Here is a 19,731-nt window from a genome sequence, read left to right as displayed (position 1 = left end):
CAAATGATGTCCAAACTTCGTTTCGCATTCGCCGTCCTGATGGTCGGTGCGCTGGCCGCATGTCACTCGGGCGTCAAGCTCGACGAAAACGCCAACAAGGGCGCAGGCTCGGCGCAGCCGAACCCGAACGACGTGGCCACGGTCAACGTCGACCCGCTGAACGATCCGAACAGCCCGCTCGCAAAGCGCAGCATCTACTTCGATTTCGACAGCTACTCGGTGAAGGACGACTACCAGTCGCTGCTGCAACAACACGCACAGTATCTGAAGAGCCATCCGGCGCGTCACGTGCTGATCCAGGGCAATACCGACGAGCGCGGCACCAGCGAATACAACCTCGCACTCGGCCAGAAGCGTGCTGAAGCGGTGCGTCGTTCGTTGTCGCTGATGGGCGTGGGCGACTCGCAAATGGAAGCCGTGAGCCTCGGCAAGGAAAAGCCGCAGGCAACGGGTCATGACGAAGCGTCATGGGCACAGAACCGCCGCGCTGACCTCGTGTATCAACAGTAAGTCAACGGGTGATGAGCCGAATGACGCATCGTTTCTCCTGGCTGCGGCTTGCCGCAGCGGCCTGCGTCGCAGGCACGGCCCTCGCGGCCGTGCCCGCCCATGCGGGCATCTTCGACGACGATCAGGCCCGCCAGGCCATTCTCGATCTGCGTTCGAAGACCGATAGTCTGTCGAGCCAACTGTCGGCGGCGCAACGCACGATCCTCGATCAGTCCAACCGTCTCGACCAGCTGAACCAGCAGGTCGCGACGCTGCGCGGGCAGAACGAGGACATGGCGAACCAGCTCACGACGCTGCAAAAGCAGCAGAAGGACTACTACACCGATCTCGACACGCGCCTGAAGAAATTCGAGCCGCAGCAACAGACGGTGGACGGCGTCCAGGGCGAGGTTCAGCCGGGTGAAACCGAGGCGTTCAACGCGGCTTCACAGCAGTTCCGCAGCGGCGATTTCAAGAACGCGGCGACATCGTTCCGCAGCTTCATTGCCAAGTATCCGAGCAGCCCGTATCAGCCGACCGCGCAGTACTGGCTCGGCAACGCGCTGTATGCGCTGCGCGACTACAAGGGTTCGACGGCGACGTGGCAAGGTATCGTCGCCAAGTACCCGCAGCATCCGCGCGCGCCTGAAGCACTGCTGGCGATTGCGAACAATCAGCTCGAGCAAGGTCAGAAGGCCGCGGCCAGGAAGACGCTGGAGCAGATCGTCGCGCAATATGCCGGCTCGGACGTCGCGCAGACCGCGCAGAGCAAGCTGTCGCAGATCAAGTAGGTTAAGTACGTTGCGGTTTGTTGGTCGTGTAGTTGGCAGTAACGCGCAGTGTCCGATGTAATAGCCACGCGCGCCTCTCGCTGGAAAGCCCGGGTAGCAATGCCCGGGCTTTTCGTTTTTCACGGGGCGAATTTTCGCGCTCTGGAATACTGCGTGTGGCGAAGTCCCCGCAACTTGACGGCCCTGTGGTTGACAGGCCGTAAGTCGGTCGATATAATCTCGCTTCTCTTTTGGGTCGTTAGCTCAGCTGGTAGAGCAGCGGACTTTTAATCCGTTGGTCACAGGTTCGAATCCCGTACGGCCTACCATTGTTTCAAATAAAAAGCCCATCCTTAACCGGATGGGCTTTTTGTTTTCTGGGTTCGCGTAGGTGCTGTTCAGGCGAGCTCTGGCAACACTGGCCGCGAAACGCTTGCGACCCGGCACATCGAAAAGATTGTGTGTGCAACCTTGCCGTGTGTGCGCTCGCGCATACCGTGGCGAACAAGGTTAAGGCGGCGCTTCCCCAGCGCTTGCAGTCCTGGCGTTATCGGTATTCGTCAATCTCGACCGTCCCACCCATTGCTTCCATCATGATGCGGATAGCGTTGGGCACATCGGGCACGCGGTCGCCGCTCTCGTTGTCCCAATAGCAGAAGAAACGCATTCGAGCGTCATTGTCTACGAGTATCTGTCGAAGATCGGCACGCGGCAGACCAAGGTGCTCAACGAGGTAGCGCAAATGCGGCTCTAGCGAATTGCTACGGACGGCGGCTTCACTGCCTATCCTCCAAAGGCCAATGCGGCTCGGAATGCGGCTCGGCCGTCCCGACGGAGCCGGTCGATAGCGAACGGCACCCTGTCAAACGGAATGAACTTACCGGTTTCGACGTTCAGGGCCTGTGCTGACGGCATCGGCGGGAAGTTGGAATATATCTTGTAGACAATGCGACAACGCAGGCACTCTTCCTGGACCGACCAGTCCGCCTCACTATTTTCCCGCTTCAGTTTCTCCACTGGACTCCTTAATAATTCTTTGAGCGGATACTTCGTGAATTAATCATCGAAACGGACCACGATCAAACTCTTTAAATCGCGATAAGCGCGCCTTGACAACTATTTACATAGGCGCCTGATTATTCGAAGTGCGCAGTGATTTCTCGCGTTGCTATCCACTCTTCCTCTTCGCCCCTCGACCACGAACACTCCCGAGCACTCCGCACGCAACACATCGACACGCCCCACACATCACCCCTCCGCCTTTATCCCTGCCTTTTCGGCTGCGCAGCCTCCCCGGTCCGATTCATTCGATCAAATGGTTCGCCACCTCACAGACCGCTTACGCCACGTGCTCGCATGATCGCCTCCAGGACGCCTGAGAGCGCGCCGAGGCAAGCAACAAAGCAAAAGCAACGAAGAAGCAAAGAGAGAACGAGACGATCGCAAGGCGAGCGCATCCCGCGACGACGGGATTGCGCTCGCCACTTCGGGGGTGCCCATGAAGACTGCAAAGGTAATCTGGGTAGTGGGTTTGGCGTGCCTGTTCGAAACGTCGCATGCGCAGGAAGTCTATTTACAAGGCGGCACACTGGGTATCGGCGTCGGCGCGGCATGGAGCGTGACGTCATGGTTCGGCGTGCACGCGGATTTCAACGCGATCAATCTCTCGCACAACTTCGACGTGGGCGGCAATCGCTACGAAGACGGCATACGGCTGCGCCAGGGCGGTCTCTACGGCGATCTGTTCCCGTGGTCCGGCAGCGGCTTTCGCATCACAGCGGGTCTGCGTCTGACCGACAACGAAGTCAGCGGCAACTCGGTTCCGACCAACGGCATGTATGTGTTCGAGGGCAACGCCTCGCCGGCCTTTCCCGGCGAATATGCGACGGCGACCGCACGATACCCGACCGTGATGCCTTATCTCGGCATCGGCTATGGCTTGCATCCGCGGCCCAAAGGTTGGGGGCTGGTCGTCGATCTCGGCGTCGCCTATGGCATTCCGCGGACTTCGTACACGCTGTCGCCGGCACTCTCGCAGGCGGTGGGACCGGAGATGAGCCAGCAGATCATCAACACGGGATTGCAGCAACTGCGCGATAAGGCATCGCCCTACCGCTGGTATCCGACGCTCCAGATTGGCATTTCGTATCGGTTCTAATTCACTCCCCGCCATGAAGTCGGTCGGAGTCCTACGGTTTTAAAGAGACAATCCGGACCGCCGTTGCATCAACAGAATAATCGGCAACTACGCGATTTCCCGGTTATTTATCGAGACGAAAAGTTATGCAATGATCGCCACCGATTCATCGGAGGATGCCTGAACGGTGCGCCCGCAACCCGTCCGGCAACACCATGGCACATTGCATTTTCATAGAACCGATAATGACCAACTTTCTGTTCGATCTTCTTTCGAACCTCGCTTTGCTCGCCATCATATCGATAGCCTGCCATCTCTATAACCGGTTCGGTTCCGGCGTCGTTTTGAGTGGCCCGGCGATCTTCATCGTGCTCGCGCTGATCGCGTGCGTGCTCGACGGCCTGCTGACATTTGTCGTGTTCGCGGACGCTCAGGACCGCTACGGACAATTCACCCGGACGGGCGCATTCATGCAGCGCGCGGGCGCGTATGCGCTCGCGATCGTTATCGCGTTCTCATGGCACCGCGCGACGAGCCGTCGGCGCGCCGCGAAAAGAAACGCGCGCAACGCCGTTGTCATCCAGACGTCACCGTATTCCGAGTCGCATCTGCGCATGTAGGTCAATCCATCCGCGTCGACTCACCGCACCAGCAACACCGCCCGCAACGCCACGGAACCGCCCCCCAACGGCACACGCGAGGCGACCGCTCCACGCGCCCTCCACGATCCTGCATCTCTTTCCCGCTGCCCGCCCAGGCGGCGGGAACGGTCCTTGCGCATGCGGGCGCCGTCGGCTATAACTCCCGAAGACCACACATTGCCGGTCTTCTGCACCACCGTCGTTCAATCCGCTGATGGCAACTCATAACGAAGGAAACATCTTGGATATCGAAACCGTACGTGCATTCATCATGACCCGAGGCATCGACCTCGGCACCAAGGTCGTCGGCGCAATCGTTCTGTGGATCGTCGGCCGCTGGGTCATCGGTCTTATCTCCAGTCTGCTGCGCAAAGTGCTCGCACGCAACGGCCGTGTCGATCCAACACTCGCGCATTACCTTGCGTCGATACTCGGCGCGCTGTTGAATCTGCTGCTCGTCCTCGCGATCCTGCAGGTCTTCGGTGTCCAGACGACGTCGTTCGCCGCGTTGCTCGCCGGTCTCGGCCTCGCGATCGGTACGGCCTGGGGCGGCCTGCTCGCGCACTTCGCGGCCGGCGTGTTCATGCAGGTGCTGCGGCCGTTCAAGGTCGGCGACTTCGTGACGGCGGCCGGCGTCACCGGCACGGTCACGGAGCTGGGCCTGTTCGGCACCACGATCGTGACACCCGACAACGTGACGACCATCGTCGGTAACAACAAGATCTTCTCCGACACGATCTCGAACTACAGCGTGCTGCCGTTCCGGCGTGTCGAGTTGACGGCGAAGATCGCGAACGGCGTCGATCCGACCGATGCAATCGCGCGTTTGAAAGCCGCCATCACGAAGATTCCGAACGTGGCCGAGAACCCGGCGCCGGACATCGAAGTACTCAGCTTCACGCCGGAAGGACCGTTGCTGTGCGTGCGTCCTTATACGTCGAACCCGAACTACTGGCAGGTCTACTTCGACACCAACCGCGCGATCATGCAGACCTTCAAGGAAGCTGGCTATCCGACACCGGAAACGCCGCTCGCGCCGCGCGCGATCACGCGCGATTGATACGCGAATGAGGCATGACTGATGCGAGTTTGAAAGCGGCTCCGCAATAAGCACGCCGAACTCAGCGGCGCGAAAGCCGCCCCGGCACAGCAGCATGAAAAAAGGCGTCGCGAGATCTCGCGACGCCTTTCTGTTTTCAACCTCCACCACTGCATGACGCTACAGCGGTAACGCCACGGCGGTTACCGCATTACATCGGCGCGGCAACATCCCTACCCGGCTCCATCGTGGCCAAAACGCGCCATCAGCGGCTCCGCGCATTCGTATCGCTTTTGCGCACCATCTTCCACAGCGCGCCGAGCACGACCGGCACGATCGCCGCGCCGATCCCGACCAGCACGATCACGTTGAGGTACTGACGAATGAACGGAATGTTGCCGAAGAAGTAGCCGAGCAGCACGAGCAGCAGCACCCACAACAGCGCGCCGATCACGTTGAACATCTGGAAGCGGCTCCACGTCATCGCCGAAGCACCCGCGACGAACGGCGCAAACGTCCGCACGACCGGAATGAAACGCGCCAGCACGATCGTCTTGCCGCCGTGCTTTTCGTAGAAGTTATGTGTCTTCTGCAACGCGGCGCGATCGAGAAAACGTTCGAGCACCGGAATGTGCGAATTGAACACGCGTGGTCCGATCGCGCGGCCGATCAGATAGTTGGTCGTATTGCCGGCGATCGCCGCGACCAGCAGCAACAGGATCAGCAACCCGAGATGCATCTGCCCGGTCGCGCAGAACGCGCCGCCGATGAACAGCAGCGAATCGCCCGGCAGAAACGGCAGAACGACGAGCCCGGTTTCCGCGAACACGATCGCGAACAGCACCGCGTAGACCCAGGCGCCGTACACCTGAATGAAGTCTCCGAGAAACTTGTCGATGTGCAGGACAAGGTTGGCGAAATGGAGCAACGTATCCAAGGAATGTCCTTTTAAACCAGTATGTGCGTGAAGAGTAACGGCCACCGCACCGTGTGCGCATGAAGCATGCAAACGACGGGCCGACCGCCGCAAATTGACCGCGACATGATACATAAAGTGCCCTACCGCAATGAAAAATCTGCGACGTCGGACGCACGAACGGACGCGCTGCGCCGAGTCGCTATAATTTCGCCATGTCCGAATTCTCCGATACGCCTGCCGGCGACGCCAGCGCGGCCGCGCTCCCCGACGCCTCGAACGCGACGCCCGCGCCGCGTCCGCTGCGCGCGATCCAGCCCCTTCCCGATCAACTGATCAGCCAGATCGCAGCCGGCGAAGTGGTCGAGCGACCGGCCTCGGTGGTCAAGGAGCTGCTCGAAAACGCACTCGACGCGGGCGCGCAAACGCTGCGCATCCTGCTCGACGAAGGCGGTGTCAAACGCATCTCGATCACCGACGACGGCTGCGGCATCCCCGAAAACGAACTCGTGCTCGCGCTGACGCGCCACGCGACCAGCAAGATCCGCTCGCTCGCCGAGCTCGAAGCGGTCGCGACGCTCGGGTTTCGCGGCGAGGCGTTGGCATCGATCGCATCGGTCGCGCAGATGAGCATCACGAGTCGCACCACCGACGCGCCGCACGCGGTACGTATCGACGCTGACACCGGCGCGCTGAGCCCCGCGGCCGGCACTCAGGGCACGACCATCGAAGTCCGCGAGCTCTACTTCAACACGCCCGCGCGGCGCAAATTCCTGAAGAGCGAACAGACCGAACTCGGCCACTGTCTCGAGCAGATCCGCCGCGCCGCGCTGGCGCGGCCGGACGTCGCGATTTCGGTACTGCACAACGGCAAGGCCGTCGAGCACTGGAACGCAAGCGAGCCGCCCGCGCGCGTCGCGAAGATTCTCGGCGAGACGTTCGCGACCGCCCATCTGCCGCTCGATGAATCCGCCGGCCCGCTCGCCATCTATGGCTGCGCCGGCCTGCCGACCGCGAGCCGGGGCCGCGCCGATCAGCAGTATTTCTTCGTCAATGGCCGCTTCGTGCGCGACAAGCTGCTCACGCACGCGGTGCGCGCCGCTTACGAAGACGTGCTGCACGGCGAGCGCTATCCGTCGTACGTGCTGTTCCTCGATCTGCCGCCTAAAGGGGTCGACGTGAACGTGCATCCGTCGAAAATCGAGGTGCGTTTCCGCGATTCGCGCTCGATTCACCAGTTCGTATTCCATGCGGTGCAGCGCGCGCTCGCGCGGCACGCGGGCGCATCGCCGGAAACGACGGCGGGCGGGCATGCGGCGCATCTGACGCCGTCGGCGGGTGGACCGGCTTCGTTTGGTTCGACGCCGCTGGGGACCGCTGGTGCGGCGAGCGATGGCGTCGGCGGTAGCGGTTTCGGCGCGGGTAGCGGCTTTTCGGGTGGCTCGGGTGGCGGCTCAGGCAGTGGCTTCAGCGGCGGCTCGGGCTCGAGTTTCGGCACGGGAAGCCGCAGTGGCTTCGGCAGTGGCAGTGGTGCCGGCGGATCCAGTGGTTTCGGCAACTCGCAGCCCGGCAACACGTGGATGCGCCAGGCGCGCATGACGCAAGGCACGCTGCCGGTCGCGCAACCGCTCGCCGGCTACGACGCGCTGTTCGGCCGCAAGGATCCGCTCGCGGGTCCGGTCGAAGGCGCCTCGCTGTTCGAGGCGCGCGACTCCGCCGGCGAAACGACCGCGCCCTACGACGCGGCCTCCCGCGCGGCGACGCCATTCGCGCCCGGCTCGGCCGCCGCGTCGTTCGATCCCACCGACGACCAGCCGCTCGGCTTCGCGCTCGGTCAGGTGCACGGCATCTACGTGCTCGCGCAGAACCGTCACGGACTCGTGATCGTCGACATGCATGCCGCGCACGAACGCATCCTCTACGAGCAGTTCAAGAACGCGCTCGCCGACCGCGCGATCGCCGTGCAGCCGCTGCTGATCCCGCAAACGATGCAGGCCGATCCGGTCGAAATCGGCACGGTCGAGGAAGAGCGCGACACGCTCGACGCGCTCGGCTTCGATCTCGCGGTCCTGTCGCCGACCACGCTCGCGATCCGCGCGGTGCCCGCGTTGCTGAAGGACGCCGATCTGCAGGCGCTCGCGCGCGCGGTGCTGTCCGACCTGCACGCGTTCGGCGGCTCGCGCGTGCTGACCGAGCGTCAGCACGAACTGCTCGGCACGCTCGCGTGCCATCACGCGGTGCGCGCGAACCGGCGTCTGACGCTCGACGAAATGAACGCGCTGCTGCGCCAGATGGAAGCGACCGAGCGCGCCGATCAGTGCAACCACGGCCGTCCGACGTGGTATCAGCTGACGCTGGGCGATCTCGATCGTCTGTTCATGCGCGGGCAATAACGCGCTGCGTTGATTCACACTCTGCTGCAACGCACGCCTGCCTGCCCATGACGTCATCTCCTGTTCCCATCCCCTGCCTGCTCGGCCCGACTGCCTCCGGCAAGACCGCGGCCGCGCTCACGCTCGCCGCGCGACGCCCGGTCGAGATCATCAGCGTCGATTCGGCGCTCGTCTATCGCGAGATGGACATCGGCACCGCCAAGCCGACGGCGCAGGAACGCGCGCTCGCGCCGCATCATCTGATCGACATCATCGATCCGGCCGATTCGTATTCGGCCGCGCAGTTTCGCGCGGACACGTTGCGGCTCGTCGGCGAAATTCACGCTCGCGGGCGGCTGCCGCTGCTGGTCGGCGGCACGATGCTGTACTACAAGGCGCTCACGCAGGGCCTCAACGATCTGCCCGGCGCCGACGCCGAGCTGCGCGCAACACTCGATGCCGACGCCGCCCGCGACGGCTGGCCGGCGCTGCACGCGCGGCTCGCCGCAGTCGATCCGGTCACGGCCGCGCGGCTCGCGCCGAACGACTCGCAGCGCATCCAGCGCGCGCTCGAAGTGTTCATGCTGAGCGGCCAGCCGATGTCGGCGCTGCTCGCCGCACCGACGCGCGTCGACGCGGCGGCCGCCGCGTGGCGCTTCGTGCCGGTCGCGCTCGAGCCGTCCGAGCGCGGCGTGCTGCACGCACGTATCGAGCAGCGCTTCGATGCGATGCTCGCGCACGGTTTCATCGATGAAGTGGCGAAGTTGCGCGCGCGCGGCGACCTGCTGCCCGAGATGCCGTCGATGCGCTGCGTCGGCTATCGGCAGGTGTGGGAATACCTCGACGGCGCCGTCGATTATCAGACCATGCGCGACAAAGGCGTGTTCGCGACGCGCCAGCTATGCAAGCGACAACTGACGTGGCTGCGCAGCATGCCGGAGCGGTTGGTGGTGGATTGCTGCGATCCGCACGCGACGGCGCGGGTGGTGGAATTGATCGAGACGCTGGCTTGAAGCGAGGGGACGCGAATTGATCGAGTCGCCGGTATAACGCGCCAATCGCGGGACTGAAGCTGAAGCGGAGAAAAAACGAAACTGCCAGAAGCGAAACGGCTGAAACTACCGAACCCGCCACCGAAGCGGAAATCTGAAGAAGCCGGAGCCGGCCCTTCGAAGCAAACCCCAAACCTGTACTACGATCCGGCCCGCGCGGCGCCCCGTTGCGGCACGCCACACAGGCCATCGTCAAACTTTAAACCACGACCGTCTGCGCTTCACCGGCCGCGCTTGCGCGAATCGCGCCGATCTTCCAGACCTGCTCGCCGGCCGCGGACAACAGACCGATCGCCGCCTCGGCGTCAGCCGCCGAGACCACCACCGCCATACCGATACCGCAGTTGAACACGCGGTGCATTTCCGCATCCGCGACACCGCCGTGCTTCTGCAGCCACGAGAACAGCGGCGGCAGCGGCCATGCGCGATGATCGAGCTCGGCCGTCAGACCTTCGCGCAGCACGCGCGGAATGTTCTCGACCAGGCCGCCGCCGGTGATGTGCGCCATGCCCTTCACCTCGATCTGCTGCATGAGCGCGAGCAGCGGCTTCACGTAGATGCGCGTCGGCGCCATCAGCGCGTCGGCGAGCGAGCGGCCGTCGAAGTCCGCGTTCAGATCCGGATTGGCGCGCTCGATGATCTTGCGCACCAGCGAGAAACCGTTCGAATGGATGCCGCTCGACGCGAGACCCAGCACCACGTCGCCCGGCGCTATCTTGCTGCCGTCGATGATCTTGCTCTTTTCCACCGCGCCGACCGCGAAACCGGCCAGATCGTATTCGCCGTCCGGGTACATGCCCGGCATTTCCGCGGTTTCGCCGCCGATCAGCGCGCAGCCCGACAGTTCGCAACCTTGCGCGATGCCCTTCACGACGGTCGCCGCCGTGCCGACGTCGAGCTTGCCGCAGGCGAAGTAGTCGAGGAAGAACAGCGGCTCGGCACCCTGTACGAGGATGTCGTTGACGCTCATCGCGACCAGATCCTGGCCGACCGTGTCGTGCTTGTTCAGCTGGAACGCGAGGCGCAGCTTGGTGCCGACGCCGTCGGTGCCGGACACGAGCACCGGCTCCTTATACTTCTTCGGCACTTCGAACAGCGCGCCGAATCCGCCGATGCCGCCCAGCACGCCATCGCGCAGGGTCTTCTTGGCAAAGGGCTTGATGGCGTCGACGAGGGCGTCGCCCGCATCGATGTCCACGCCGGCGTCGCGATACGACAAACCTTGGCTATCAGGGGCGGATTTCGGTTGATTCATGGGGAAGAGCGAGAAGGTCGGTAAAATGCGATTTTACCCGATGCGGGCCGCCTGACTGGAATTCGCGCGTTCCGACGACATCCGAGAAACGATTTTGCAACACGACACCCCGATTCCGACGTCGCCGGTCCCTGTGAGCCCCCGTGCCGCGAGCCGCCGCGCGCGGCCTGGCGACCCGCCGGACATGCTTCCTATAACAACTGACTGCCTATCGATGTTTTAGGCCCCCGAGGTCCCGGCCCGCTTCTCGCTTCCATCCGGCAGGGCGTCGGTCTCATTTTCGGCATTAACCTACTGTGCTTCGTCAACTGACGCTCGATCTCGGCACCCCGCCGCCATCGACATTCGACAATTTCTTCGCCGGCGCAAACGCCGAGCTGGTCACGCGCCTGCGTGAGCTCGACAATGCGCTCGCCGCCGGGCCGGTCGCCGATCGCACCTTCTACGTCTGGGGCGAGGCCGGCAGCGGCCGCACGCACCTGCTGCAGGCGCTGGTGCACGAAGCGCCGCCGGGCCATGCGCGCTTCGCGAGCCCGCAGAGCAGCCTCGCCGCCTTCAGTTTCGATCCGCGCGTCGCGCTCTACGCGATCGACGATTGCGACGGCCTGTCCGCCGCGCAGCAGATCGCCATGTTCAACCTCTTCAACGAAGTGCGCGCGCATCCGACCAGCGCGCTCGTCGCCGCCGGCAACGCGCCGCCGATCGGCATGACGGTGCGCGAGGACTTGCGCACGCGGCTCGGCTGGGGTCTCGTATTCCATCTCGCGCCGCTGCCCGACGACGCGAAGGCCGCGGTGCTCAAACGCGCGGCGCGCGAGCGCGGCATCATGCTCGCCGACGACGTGCCGGCCTACCTGCTCACGCATTTTCGCCGCGACATGCCAAGCCTGATGGCGCTGCTCGACGCGCTCGACCGCTTTTCGCTCGAACAGAAGCGCGCGGTCACGCTGCCGCTGTTGCGCACAATGCTGGCGTCGCCCGACGCCGACGAACGGCGCGCAGCGCCGGGCGCACCCGGTGCCTCAAGCACAGCGGGCGCAGCGGCCGCTCCGGGCAGCGCCGCGCCAACGGGCCAGGGCGCCGGCACCAACTCCCCCGCCGAGTCCGTGGCAACGCAGGGTTCACACGCCGCCGTTCCCGCTTCAAGTAAAATAGGCCCCCATGGCTAACCTCGCACTCTTCGATCTCGACCACACGCTCATTCCCACCGACAGCGACCACGAATGGGGTCGCTTCATGGTGAAAAAAGGCATGGTCGACGCCGAAAATTTCGCCCGTGAAAACGATCGCTTCTTCGCCGACTACAAAGCCGGCAAGCTCGACATTCACGCCTACCTGGTCGCCATGCTCACGCCGCTCGCGAAATACACGCGCGCGCAACTTGCCGATCTGCACGCCGAGTACATGCACGAAGTGATCACGCCGGCCATCTTTCCGGTCGCGCTCGAACTCGTGAAGCAGCATCGCGAAGCAGGCGACCTGTGCTGCGTCGTCACCGCGACCAACGAATTCATCACACGGCCGATCGCGCGGGCCTTCGGCGTCGATACGCTGATCGCATGCGAGGCGGAAACCGTCGGCGGCGATCCGCACGGCGCCTACACCGGCCGGCCGACCGGCACGCCGAGCTACAAGGAAGGCAAGATCGTGCGCACCGAAATGTGGCTCGCGTCGCTCGGCAAAAGCTGGAGCGACTTCGAACACAGCTATTTCTATAGCGATTCGCACAACGACATTCCGCTGCTCGAAAAAGTCACCGATCCCATCGCGACCAATCCGGACGACACGTTGCGCGCCCATGCGCAGGCCAAAGGCTGGCGCATCCTCGAACTCTTTCAACCCTCGTGATCAAGAAACTCATTCGCAAGCTATTCGGCCAGGACGCGGCGAGCGCCGACGGCGACCTCTCCGCCGCCGCCAGCGACTCCGACGCGGCCGGTAACGCGCCCGCGCGCAGCAAGTCCGCCACCGCGGCCCGTCCGCGCCGCAAAACCGCCGGTGCCGCGACAGGCGCGAAAGCCCCGCCCGAGCCCGACGCGCCCGTCATCATTCCACACGACGTGCACGGCATCGATCCCACGCTGATCTCGCGCAACGCGATCCGCGTGACCGAGGGGCTGCAGCAGGCGGGCTTCCGCGCGTTCATCGTCGGCGGCGCGGTGCGCGATCTGCTGCTCGGCGTGAAGCCGAAGGACTTCGACGTCGCGACCGACGCAACGCCCGAACAGGTGCAGAAGCTGTTCCGCCGCGCGCGCATCATCGGCCGGCGTTTCCAGATCGTGCACGTGCAGTTCGGCCAGGAAATCATCGAGACCTCGACGTTCCGCGCGCTGGTCGATCCGCCCGCGGCCGACGCGCCGCCGCCGAAGCGCCTGAAGCGCGACGAGCTCGACCGCCGCACCCACGCGGTCGACGCGAGCGGCCGCGTGCTGCGCGACAACGTCTGGGGCGAGCAGCACGAAGACGCCACGCGCCGTGACTTCACGATCAACGCGATGTACTACGATCCGGCCACGCAAACCGTGCTGGACTATCACAACGGCATGGCCGACATGCGCGCGCAACTGCTGCGCATGATCGGCGACCCGGCCACGCGGTATCGCGAGGATCCGGTGCGGATGCTGCGCGTCGTGCGCTTCGCCGCGAAGCTCGGCTTCGAAATCGAGACCAGCACGCGCGCGCCGATCGAGAAGATGGCCGATCTGATCAACAACGTGCCGGCCGCGCGTCTGTTCGACGAGATGCTGAAGCTGATGCTGTCGGGTCATGCGCTCGCGTGCCTGAAACGGCTGCGCCAGGAAGGTCTGCATCACGGCCTGCTGCCACTCCTCGACGTCGTGCTCGAACAGCCGACCGGCGAAAAATTCATTTCGCTGGCACTCTCCAATACCGACGCGCGCGTGCTCGGCGGCAAGCCGGTGTCGCCGGGCTTCCTGTTCGCAACATTGCTGTGGCACGACGTGCAGCAGCGCTGGCAGAAATTCGAAGCCGAGGGCGAGTATCCGGTGCCCGCGCTGCATCGCGCGATGGACGAAGTGCTCGACATGCAGACCGAGAAGCTCGCGATCCACAAGCGCTTCTCGGCCGACATGCGCGAGATCTGGGGCCTGCAATTGCGCCTCGAAAAGCGCTCGGGCCGAAGCGCGTTGAAGCTGCTGGAACACCAAAGATTTAGAGCGGGGTATGATTTCCTCCTGTTGCGCTGCGAATCGGGCGAACTCGACGAGTCGGTCGGTACGTGGTGGACGGAGTTCATCGAAGGAGACGCCGCCGCGCGCGAGACATTGCTCACGCAAGGCGGGAAGGACCGGAGCCCCAGAAAACGACGGCGGCGCGGTGGCGCCAGAAACCGCAAATCAGGTGACGGAGTGGAGGGCGGCACGCCCGCAGAACGCACGGACAACGACGCGGGCCATGAAGGCTCGCACGAAGACTGACGCGGCGTTCGCGGAAAGCCGTCGAACGATAGTTGCAGGAAGTTATGCCATGACGGTTGCTTATCTTGGCCTCGGCGCGAATCTCGGGGACGCGCGCCAGACCCTGAAAGACGCGGTGGTGTGCCTGGCCCAACAGCACACCATCACCGTGCTCGCCAAATCGAGCCTGTATCGCACTGCCCCGATCGACGCGGGCGGTGACGACTATTTCAACTGCGTCGTGAAGCTCGAAACGACGCTCCCCGTGCGGCATCTGCTCGCGCTGTGCCACAAGATCGAACATCAGTTCGGTCGCGAGCGGCCGTTTCGCAACGCGCCGCGCACGCTCGATCTCGACATCCTGCTGTACGGCGACCAGTCGATCGACGAAGCCGATCTGATCGTGCCGCATCCGCGTCTGGTCGAGCGCGCGTTCGCGCTGGTGCCGCTCGTCGAGATCGACGCGGCGATCGTCATTCCGCAACATGGCCGGGCCGCCGCGCTGCTCGGCGGCGTCAGCGATCAGCGCATCGAAAAGGTCAAATCGCCTTGCCAGTGCCCGATGCTCAACGCGCTGACCGGCGGTTCCGCCGATAAAGGCCGCTGCGAATGAGTTCACCGCCGCTCACAGTCACCGCGCCGCAACTGCGTCCGCCGTTCGGCTATATCGCGATCGAAGGGCCGATCGGCGTCGGCAAGACCTCGCTCGCGCGGCGCCTCGCGCAACGCTGGTCGATGCAGGAACTGTTCGAACGACCGCACGAGAATCCGTTTCTAGAACGCTTCTATCGCGACACCACGCGCTACGCGCTGCCGGTGCAGTTGCACTTCGCGTTGCAACGCGCGCAGCAGGCGCAGGAAGTGAATGCCGCGCAGGCCAGCGGCACGCCGCTGATCGCCGACTTTCTCACGCAGAAAAACGACATCTTCGCGCGCCTGACCTTGCAGGAAGACGAGTGGCAGCTGTATCGCGCGCTCGCTGCACGGCTTACCGTCAGTGCGCCGGCACCGGACTTCGTGGTTTATCTGCAGGCGAGTCCCGAGGTGCTGTTCGCGCGTATCCAGAAGCGCGCGGTGCCGATGGAGCTGCAGATCTCCGACGCGTATCTGCGCGCACTGTGCGACGCGTACAACGAATTCTTCTACCACTACGACCGCACGCCCGTGCTGACGGTCAACGCCGAACACCTGAATCCGCTCGACTCCGACGCGGACCTTGCGCTGCTCGCCGAACGCATCGAGACGATGCGCGGTCGCAAGGAATTCTTTGTCAAAGGCACGTCGCTGTAAGCAGCGCGGCCATTCTTTTTTCTCACTGGATTGACCATGACTTATTTGCAGGAAGCGAGCAGGAGCGCAATCACCGTGCCGAAACTGCAGGCGATGCGCGATGCCGGCGACAAGATCGCAATGCTCACCTGTTACGACGCGAGCTTCGCCGCGCTGCTCGATCGCGCGGGCGTCGACGCGTTGCTGATCGGCGACTCGCTCGGCAATGTACTGCAAGGACAGACGACCACGCTGCCGGTGACGCTAGCGGACATCGCGTATCACACGGCGAGCGTTGCGCGCGCGCGGCCGTCGGCGCTGATCGTCGCAGATCTGCCGTTCGGCACTTACGGCACGCCGGAAGACGCTTTCCGTAGCTCGGTCGAACTGATGCGCGCGGGCGCGCAGATGGTAAAGCTCGAAGGCGGCGAATGGCTCGCGGACACGGTGCGCTTTCTGGTCGAGCGCGCGATTCCGGTGTGCGCGCACGTCGGACTCACGCCGCAGTCGGTGCATGCGTTCGGCGGCTTCAAGGTGCAGGGTAAGACCGAAGCGGGCGCGAGCCAGCTGCTGCGCGATTCGCTCGCGGTGCAGGAGGCCGGCGCGCAACTGATCGTGATGGAAGCGATCCCGTCGCAACTCGCAGGCGAGGTCACGAAGCAACTGCGGATTCCGACGATCGGCATCGGCGCGGGTCTGGACTGCTCGGGTCAGGTGCTCGTGCTGCACGACATGCTCGGGATTTTCCCCGGCAAGCGGCCGCGCTTCGTGAAGGATTTCATGCAGGGACAGCCCAACATTCAGGCGGCCGTCGAGGCCTATGTGCGGGCGGTGAAGGATGGATCGTTCCCGGGGTCCGAGCACACGTTCTGATTGTCGATGAGCGTGGTTTGATGTGCGGGGTTTGATGCGCGCGAATCAAGGTGCTTGAGTCAAAGCGCGTGAGTCAAAGTGCGCGTTCTGGTGAATGGCGGTTGCGGTGCCGCGACTGGTTCGAATACGCCGGCTATTTCGACTTGTGTCGGCTAGCGTTTGCGTCTGCGGTGACCGCCCGCTTCTGTAGGTTTCTATTTTTTCCCGCTGCTTCCATGCCGCGCAAGCACGCGGCATCGTGAGCATCGTGACTAGTGCGCGCCCGTTCTAACGGACGACCCGCGCCGGCACCGCACCGCGCAACGCGTTGCATACCAGCAGTGCCTCAGCGTTCAGCACGTCCGCCTGTGTCAGCACTTTCTCGGCCGCGCTCAGGCCAGACACGCCCTCTTCCAGCAGCACGCTACGCATCACGCCGGGCAACACGCCTGAAGCGAGCGGCGGCGTCCACCATTGCCCCGCCAGCTTCACGAACACGTTCGACCGACCGCCCTCGGTCAGCTCACCGCGTTCATTGAAAAACAGCGTATCGAAAGCGCCCTTCGCTTCGGCTTCGCGCCAGCCGCGATCGTAGTCGGCGCGGCGCGTGGTCTTGTGGCGCAGCAGCGGATCGGCGGCGAGTGTCGGGGCGAACTGCGCGTCGCCGCCAAGCAGCACGCCGACGCTCGCATCGGTCAACGGCGCGAGCACCGCGGCGGTCATCTGCGTCGCGCCGCTCTTGCTCAACGCGAGCCGCACGCGATGCGGCGTGCGCGCCGGCAGCGCCGCGCACTGCGCGGCGATCTGCTCGCGAACGTGCGATGCATCGAACGTGAAGCCCAGCGTCGCCGCGCTCGAAGAGAGCCGCTGCAGATGACGCGCCAGATGCCGCACGCCGTCTTCCCGCGTCGCGTACATCGTTTCGAACAGATCGAAGCCCGGCTCGGCGCCGGTCAGGAAATTCGCTTTCAATCGACACTCCGCGTATTCATCGGCGGCCACGCTGTCGAGCACGATGCCCGCGCCGACGCCCATGCTGCCGCGTCGGCCGGCTGCGTCACCGGTTTGCGTGGACGGATTCAGCGTCAACGTGCGGATCGCGACCGACAGGCAGAAATCGCCGCATTCCCGCGCATCCGCCGATGCATCGAGCCAGCCGATCGCGCCGGTATAAAGCCCGCGCGGTGTGCTTTCGAGTTCGTCGATCAACTGCATCGTCCGATGCTTCGGCGCGCCGGTGATCGAACCGCACGGAAACAGCGCGCGCAGGATCGTCGCGAACGACATCCGTTCGAGCAACGTCGCCTCGACCGTCGACGTCATCTGCCAGACCGACGCATACGGCTCGACCGAAAACAGCGCCGGCACGTTGACGGAGCCGATCCGCGCGACCCGCGACAGATCGTTGCGCAACAGATCGACGATCATCACGTTCTCAGCGCGGTTCTTCGGATCGTTGGCGAGGAAGTCCGCGCTCTGCCGGTCCGCGACGGGATCGTGCGAGCGCGGCGCCGTGCCCTTCATCGGCCGCGCGCGCAATGTCGTGCCGTGCTTTTCGACGAACAGCTCCGGCGAGCACGATAGCACCCACGCGTCGTCGGGCAATGCGATCAGCGCGCCGAACGGCACGGGCTGACGCGCGCGCAAACGCCGGTAGAACGCGAGCGGCGAGCCGAACACGTCGAAGCCGAGCCGATACGTGTAGTTGACCTGATAGGAATCGCCCGCGCGCAGGGCCGCGTGAATCGCGTCGATCGCCGCGTCGAACTGCACGCGCTCGACGCTCGCGCGCACGTTGGCCGTGCCGGCAACCGACGGCTCGGCCGCGTTGTTATCGCGCGCGGCCAGCCACGCGTCGACCTCGTCGCGCGCCAGCTTGTCGCAGCGTTCGAACAATAAAAAACGCAGCGTGGCATGACCACGCTGCGTTTCGGAGGACCGCAGCTCATCGAGACCGACGAGCGCACGGCCAAATTCATAGTCGGCCAGCACGACCGCGTGCAAACCGTTGCGAGTGTCCGCCGCGACGCTGTCGCACACGGCTTCGAGTTGCGCCGCGTCCGCACAGACCCGCTCGTGCACGAAATCCGTGTACAAGCGGCTCGACGGTCGCGCCGCCGTTGCACCGCTATCGTCGAGCAGCGCGAACACCGCGCCGCGCCTGTCCACCGTCATGCTGACCGCCAACTCAGATCAATCGAAAAAGCTCTTCACGCGATCGAACCAGCTCTTGCTTTGCGGGCTATGCCGCGCGCCGCCTTCGACAAGCGCCTTTTCGAACTGCTTGAGCAGATCGCGCTGCGTGTCGGTGAGCTTGACCGGCGTCTCGACCTGCACATGCACGTACAGATCGCCGGCGATGCTCGCGCGCAGCCCCTTGATGCCCTTGCCGCGCAGACGGAACGTCTTGCCCGACTGCGTCCCCTCCGGCACCGTGAAGCTCGCGCGACCCGCGAGCGTCGGCACTTCGATCTCGCCGCCGAGCGCTGCCGTGGTGAACGGAATCGGCATCTGGCAATGCAGGTCGTCGCCATCGCGCTCGAACACCGAGTGCTGCTTGATGTGAATCTCGACGTACAGATCGCCCGACGGACCGCCGTTGATGCCCGGCTCGCCGTTACCGGCCGAACGGATACGCATGCCGTCGTCGATACCGGCCGGGATCTTCACTTCGAGCGTCTTGGTTTCCTTCACCTTGCCCGCGCCGTGGCAATGGCCGCACGGGTCGGGAATGTAGGTGCCGGTGCCGTGGCACTTCGGGCAGGTCTGCTGGATGCTGAAGAAGCCCTGCGACATACGCACCGAGCCCGAACCGCTACAGGTCGGGCAGGTTTCCGGCTTGGTGCCGGGCTTCGCGCCCGAGCCATGACAGATTTCGCACGAGACCCAGCTCGGCACGCGAATCTGCGTGTCGTAGCCGTGCGCGGCCTGCTCCAGCGTGATTTCCATGCTGTAGCGCAGATCGGCGCCGCGATACACCTGCGGGCCCGCGCGACCGCCTCCGCGTGCGGCGCCGCCGGCCGCCTGACCGAAGATGTCGCCGAAGATGTCGCCGAATGCATCGGCAAAGCCGCCGAAACCTTGTGCGCCGGCCCCACCCATGTTCGGATCGACGCCCGCGTGACCGTACTGATCGTACGCGGCGCGCTTTTGCGAATCCGACAGCATTTCATAGGCTTCCTTCACCTCCTTGAAATGCTCTTCCGCATCCTTGTTGCCCGGATTGCGGTCGGGGTGGTGCTTCATCGCGAGCTTGCGATAAGCCTTCTTGATTTCGTCGTCGCTCGCGTTCTTTGCGACGCCCAGAACCTCGTAGTAATCCCGTTTCGCCATATCGGTTCAACGCCGCCGCGCAAGACGACGCGGTAGCTCCTTGTGAATGCTGTGGAGTCTCACGACTCGTCCGGCCGCTGTTTCCACCCGCTTCGACGCGGTGCAAAACAACGCCCTCCATAAAACAAACGTGCCCGGAGAGCCCCGAAAGGCTCGCCAGGCGCGATAACCGCTCTTGCACCCGGGCGTC

Annotated in this window: 17 protein-coding genes and 1 tRNA gene; 14 read left to right on the top strand and 4 right to left on the bottom strand. The window is 64.2% G+C overall.

Annotated elements, in window-relative coordinates; genetic code table 11:
* The first annotated feature begins 3 nt into the window (after window positions 1–3).
* The 6 genes from pal (at window position 4) to HHL14_RS07790 (ending at window position 5,097) form a co-directional block, all read left to right on the top strand.
* The gene (gene pal / locus HHL14_RS07820; RefSeq protein ID WP_169497022.1) at window positions 4–510 is read left to right on the top strand and encodes a peptidoglycan-associated lipoprotein Pal; all 507 of its coding nucleotides are present in this window, start codon (window positions 4–6) and stop codon (window positions 508–510) included.
* Window positions 511–530: 20 nt separating this feature from the next.
* Window positions 531–1,280, top strand: coding sequence for a tol-pal system protein YbgF (ybgF, locus tag HHL14_RS07815; protein ID WP_169497021.1), 750 nt, complete (start codon window positions 531–533; stop codon window positions 1,278–1,280).
* A 232-nt stretch (window positions 1,281–1,512) separates the two neighbouring features.
* Window positions 1,513–1,588: transfer RNA gene (locus HHL14_RS07810), tRNA-Lys, on the top strand.
* Window positions 1,589–2,757: 1,169 nt separating this feature from the next.
* Complete coding sequence (locus HHL14_RS07800) at window positions 2,758–3,417, top strand: hypothetical protein (protein ID WP_169497020.1); 660 nt, start codon at window positions 2,758–2,760, stop codon at window positions 3,415–3,417.
* Window positions 3,418–3,641: 224 nt separating this feature from the next.
* Entirely contained in the window at window positions 3,642–4,016 is a 375-nt protein-coding gene (locus tag HHL14_RS07795) for a hypothetical protein (protein WP_169497260.1), read from the top strand.
* A gap of 262 nt (window positions 4,017–4,278) precedes the next feature.
* Entirely contained in the window at window positions 4,279–5,097 is an 819-nt protein-coding gene (locus HHL14_RS07790; protein ID WP_169497019.1) for a mechanosensitive ion channel family protein, read from the top strand.
* A gap of 244 nt (window positions 5,098–5,341) precedes the next feature.
* Here HHL14_RS07790 and HHL14_RS07785 read toward each other — a convergent pair whose 3' ends face one another.
* Entirely contained in the window at window positions 5,342–6,013 is a 672-nt protein-coding gene (locus tag HHL14_RS07785) for a VTT domain-containing protein (RefSeq protein ID WP_169497018.1), read from the bottom strand.
* A gap of 194 nt (window positions 6,014–6,207) precedes the next feature.
* Between HHL14_RS07785 and mutL the strand changes: the two genes are divergently transcribed.
* Together mutL and miaA are read left to right on the top strand one after the other, a co-directional pair.
* The gene (gene mutL, locus HHL14_RS07780; protein ID WP_169497017.1) at window positions 6,208–8,385 is read left to right on the top strand and encodes a DNA mismatch repair endonuclease MutL; all 2,178 of its coding nucleotides are present in this window, start codon (window positions 6,208–6,210) and stop codon (window positions 8,383–8,385) included.
* A gap of 47 nt (window positions 8,386–8,432) precedes the next feature.
* Window positions 8,433–9,377, top strand: coding sequence for a tRNA (adenosine(37)-N6)-dimethylallyltransferase MiaA (gene miaA, locus HHL14_RS07775; protein WP_169497016.1), 945 nt, complete (start codon window positions 8,433–8,435; stop codon window positions 9,375–9,377).
* 238 nt (window positions 9,378–9,615) lie between these two features.
* On the opposite strand, the gene purM is transcribed toward miaA, so the two are convergent.
* Complete coding sequence (gene purM / locus HHL14_RS07770) at window positions 9,616–10,671, bottom strand: phosphoribosylformylglycinamidine cyclo-ligase (RefSeq protein ID WP_169497015.1); 1,056 nt, start codon at window positions 10,669–10,671, stop codon at window positions 9,616–9,618.
* Window positions 10,672–10,967: 296 nt separating this feature from the next.
* Between purM and hda the strand changes: the two genes are divergently transcribed.
* Genes hda through panB form a run of 6 tightly spaced genes read left to right on the top strand, consistent with a single transcriptional unit; the run spans window position 10,968 to window position 16,229 of the window.
* On the top strand, window positions 10,968–11,840 hold the full coding sequence (gene hda, locus HHL14_RS07765) for a DnaA regulatory inactivator Hda (RefSeq protein ID WP_329601632.1): 873 nt from the start codon (window positions 10,968–10,970) through the stop codon (window positions 11,838–11,840).
* The gene (locus HHL14_RS07760; protein WP_169497014.1) at window positions 11,833–12,519 is read left to right on the top strand and encodes a histidinol-phosphatase; all 687 of its coding nucleotides are present in this window, start codon (window positions 11,833–11,835) and stop codon (window positions 12,517–12,519) included. Before hda ends, HHL14_RS07760 begins: the two co-directional genes overlap by 8 nt.
* Window positions 12,516–14,108, top strand: a complete 1,593-nt coding sequence (pcnB, locus tag HHL14_RS07755; RefSeq protein WP_169497013.1) for a polynucleotide adenylyltransferase PcnB — start codon at window positions 12,516–12,518, stop codon at window positions 14,106–14,108. The genes HHL14_RS07760 and pcnB overlap by 4 nt, the downstream gene beginning before the upstream one ends.
* Before the next feature lie 49 nt (window positions 14,109–14,157).
* A complete protein-coding gene (gene folK / locus HHL14_RS07750; protein WP_169497012.1) occupies window positions 14,158–14,700 on the top strand; it encodes a 2-amino-4-hydroxy-6-hydroxymethyldihydropteridine diphosphokinase in 543 nt (180 codons plus the stop codon).
* Window positions 14,697–15,377 (top strand): deoxynucleoside kinase, encoded by a 681-nt coding sequence (locus tag HHL14_RS07745; RefSeq protein WP_169497011.1) that lies wholly within the window; start codon window positions 14,697–14,699, stop codon window positions 15,375–15,377. Before folK ends, HHL14_RS07745 begins: the two co-directional genes overlap by 4 nt.
* A 36-nt stretch (window positions 15,378–15,413) precedes the next feature.
* Entirely contained in the window at window positions 15,414–16,229 is an 816-nt protein-coding gene (gene panB / locus HHL14_RS07740; protein WP_169497010.1) for a 3-methyl-2-oxobutanoate hydroxymethyltransferase, read from the top strand.
* A 267-nt stretch (window positions 16,230–16,496) separates the two neighbouring features.
* On the opposite strand, the gene pabB is transcribed toward panB, so the two are convergent.
* Both pabB and dnaJ read right to left on the bottom strand, forming a co-directional pair.
* Entirely contained in the window at window positions 16,497–18,383 is a 1,887-nt protein-coding gene (gene pabB, locus HHL14_RS07735) for an aminodeoxychorismate synthase component I (protein WP_169497009.1), read from the bottom strand.
* Window positions 18,384–18,401: 18 nt separating this feature from the next.
* Entirely contained in the window at window positions 18,402–19,541 is a 1,140-nt protein-coding gene (dnaJ, locus tag HHL14_RS07730) for a molecular chaperone DnaJ (protein ID WP_169497008.1), read from the bottom strand.
* Window positions 19,542–19,731: the final 190 nt, after the last annotated feature.

The organism is Paraburkholderia antibiotica (genome assembly GCF_012927125.1).
GTDB lineage: Bacteria > Pseudomonadota > Gammaproteobacteria > Burkholderiales > Burkholderiaceae > Paraburkholderia > Paraburkholderia antibiotica.
The sequence above is the reverse complement of the archived record's forward strand: the minus strand, read 5'-3'. Positions and strand labels throughout refer to the sequence as shown.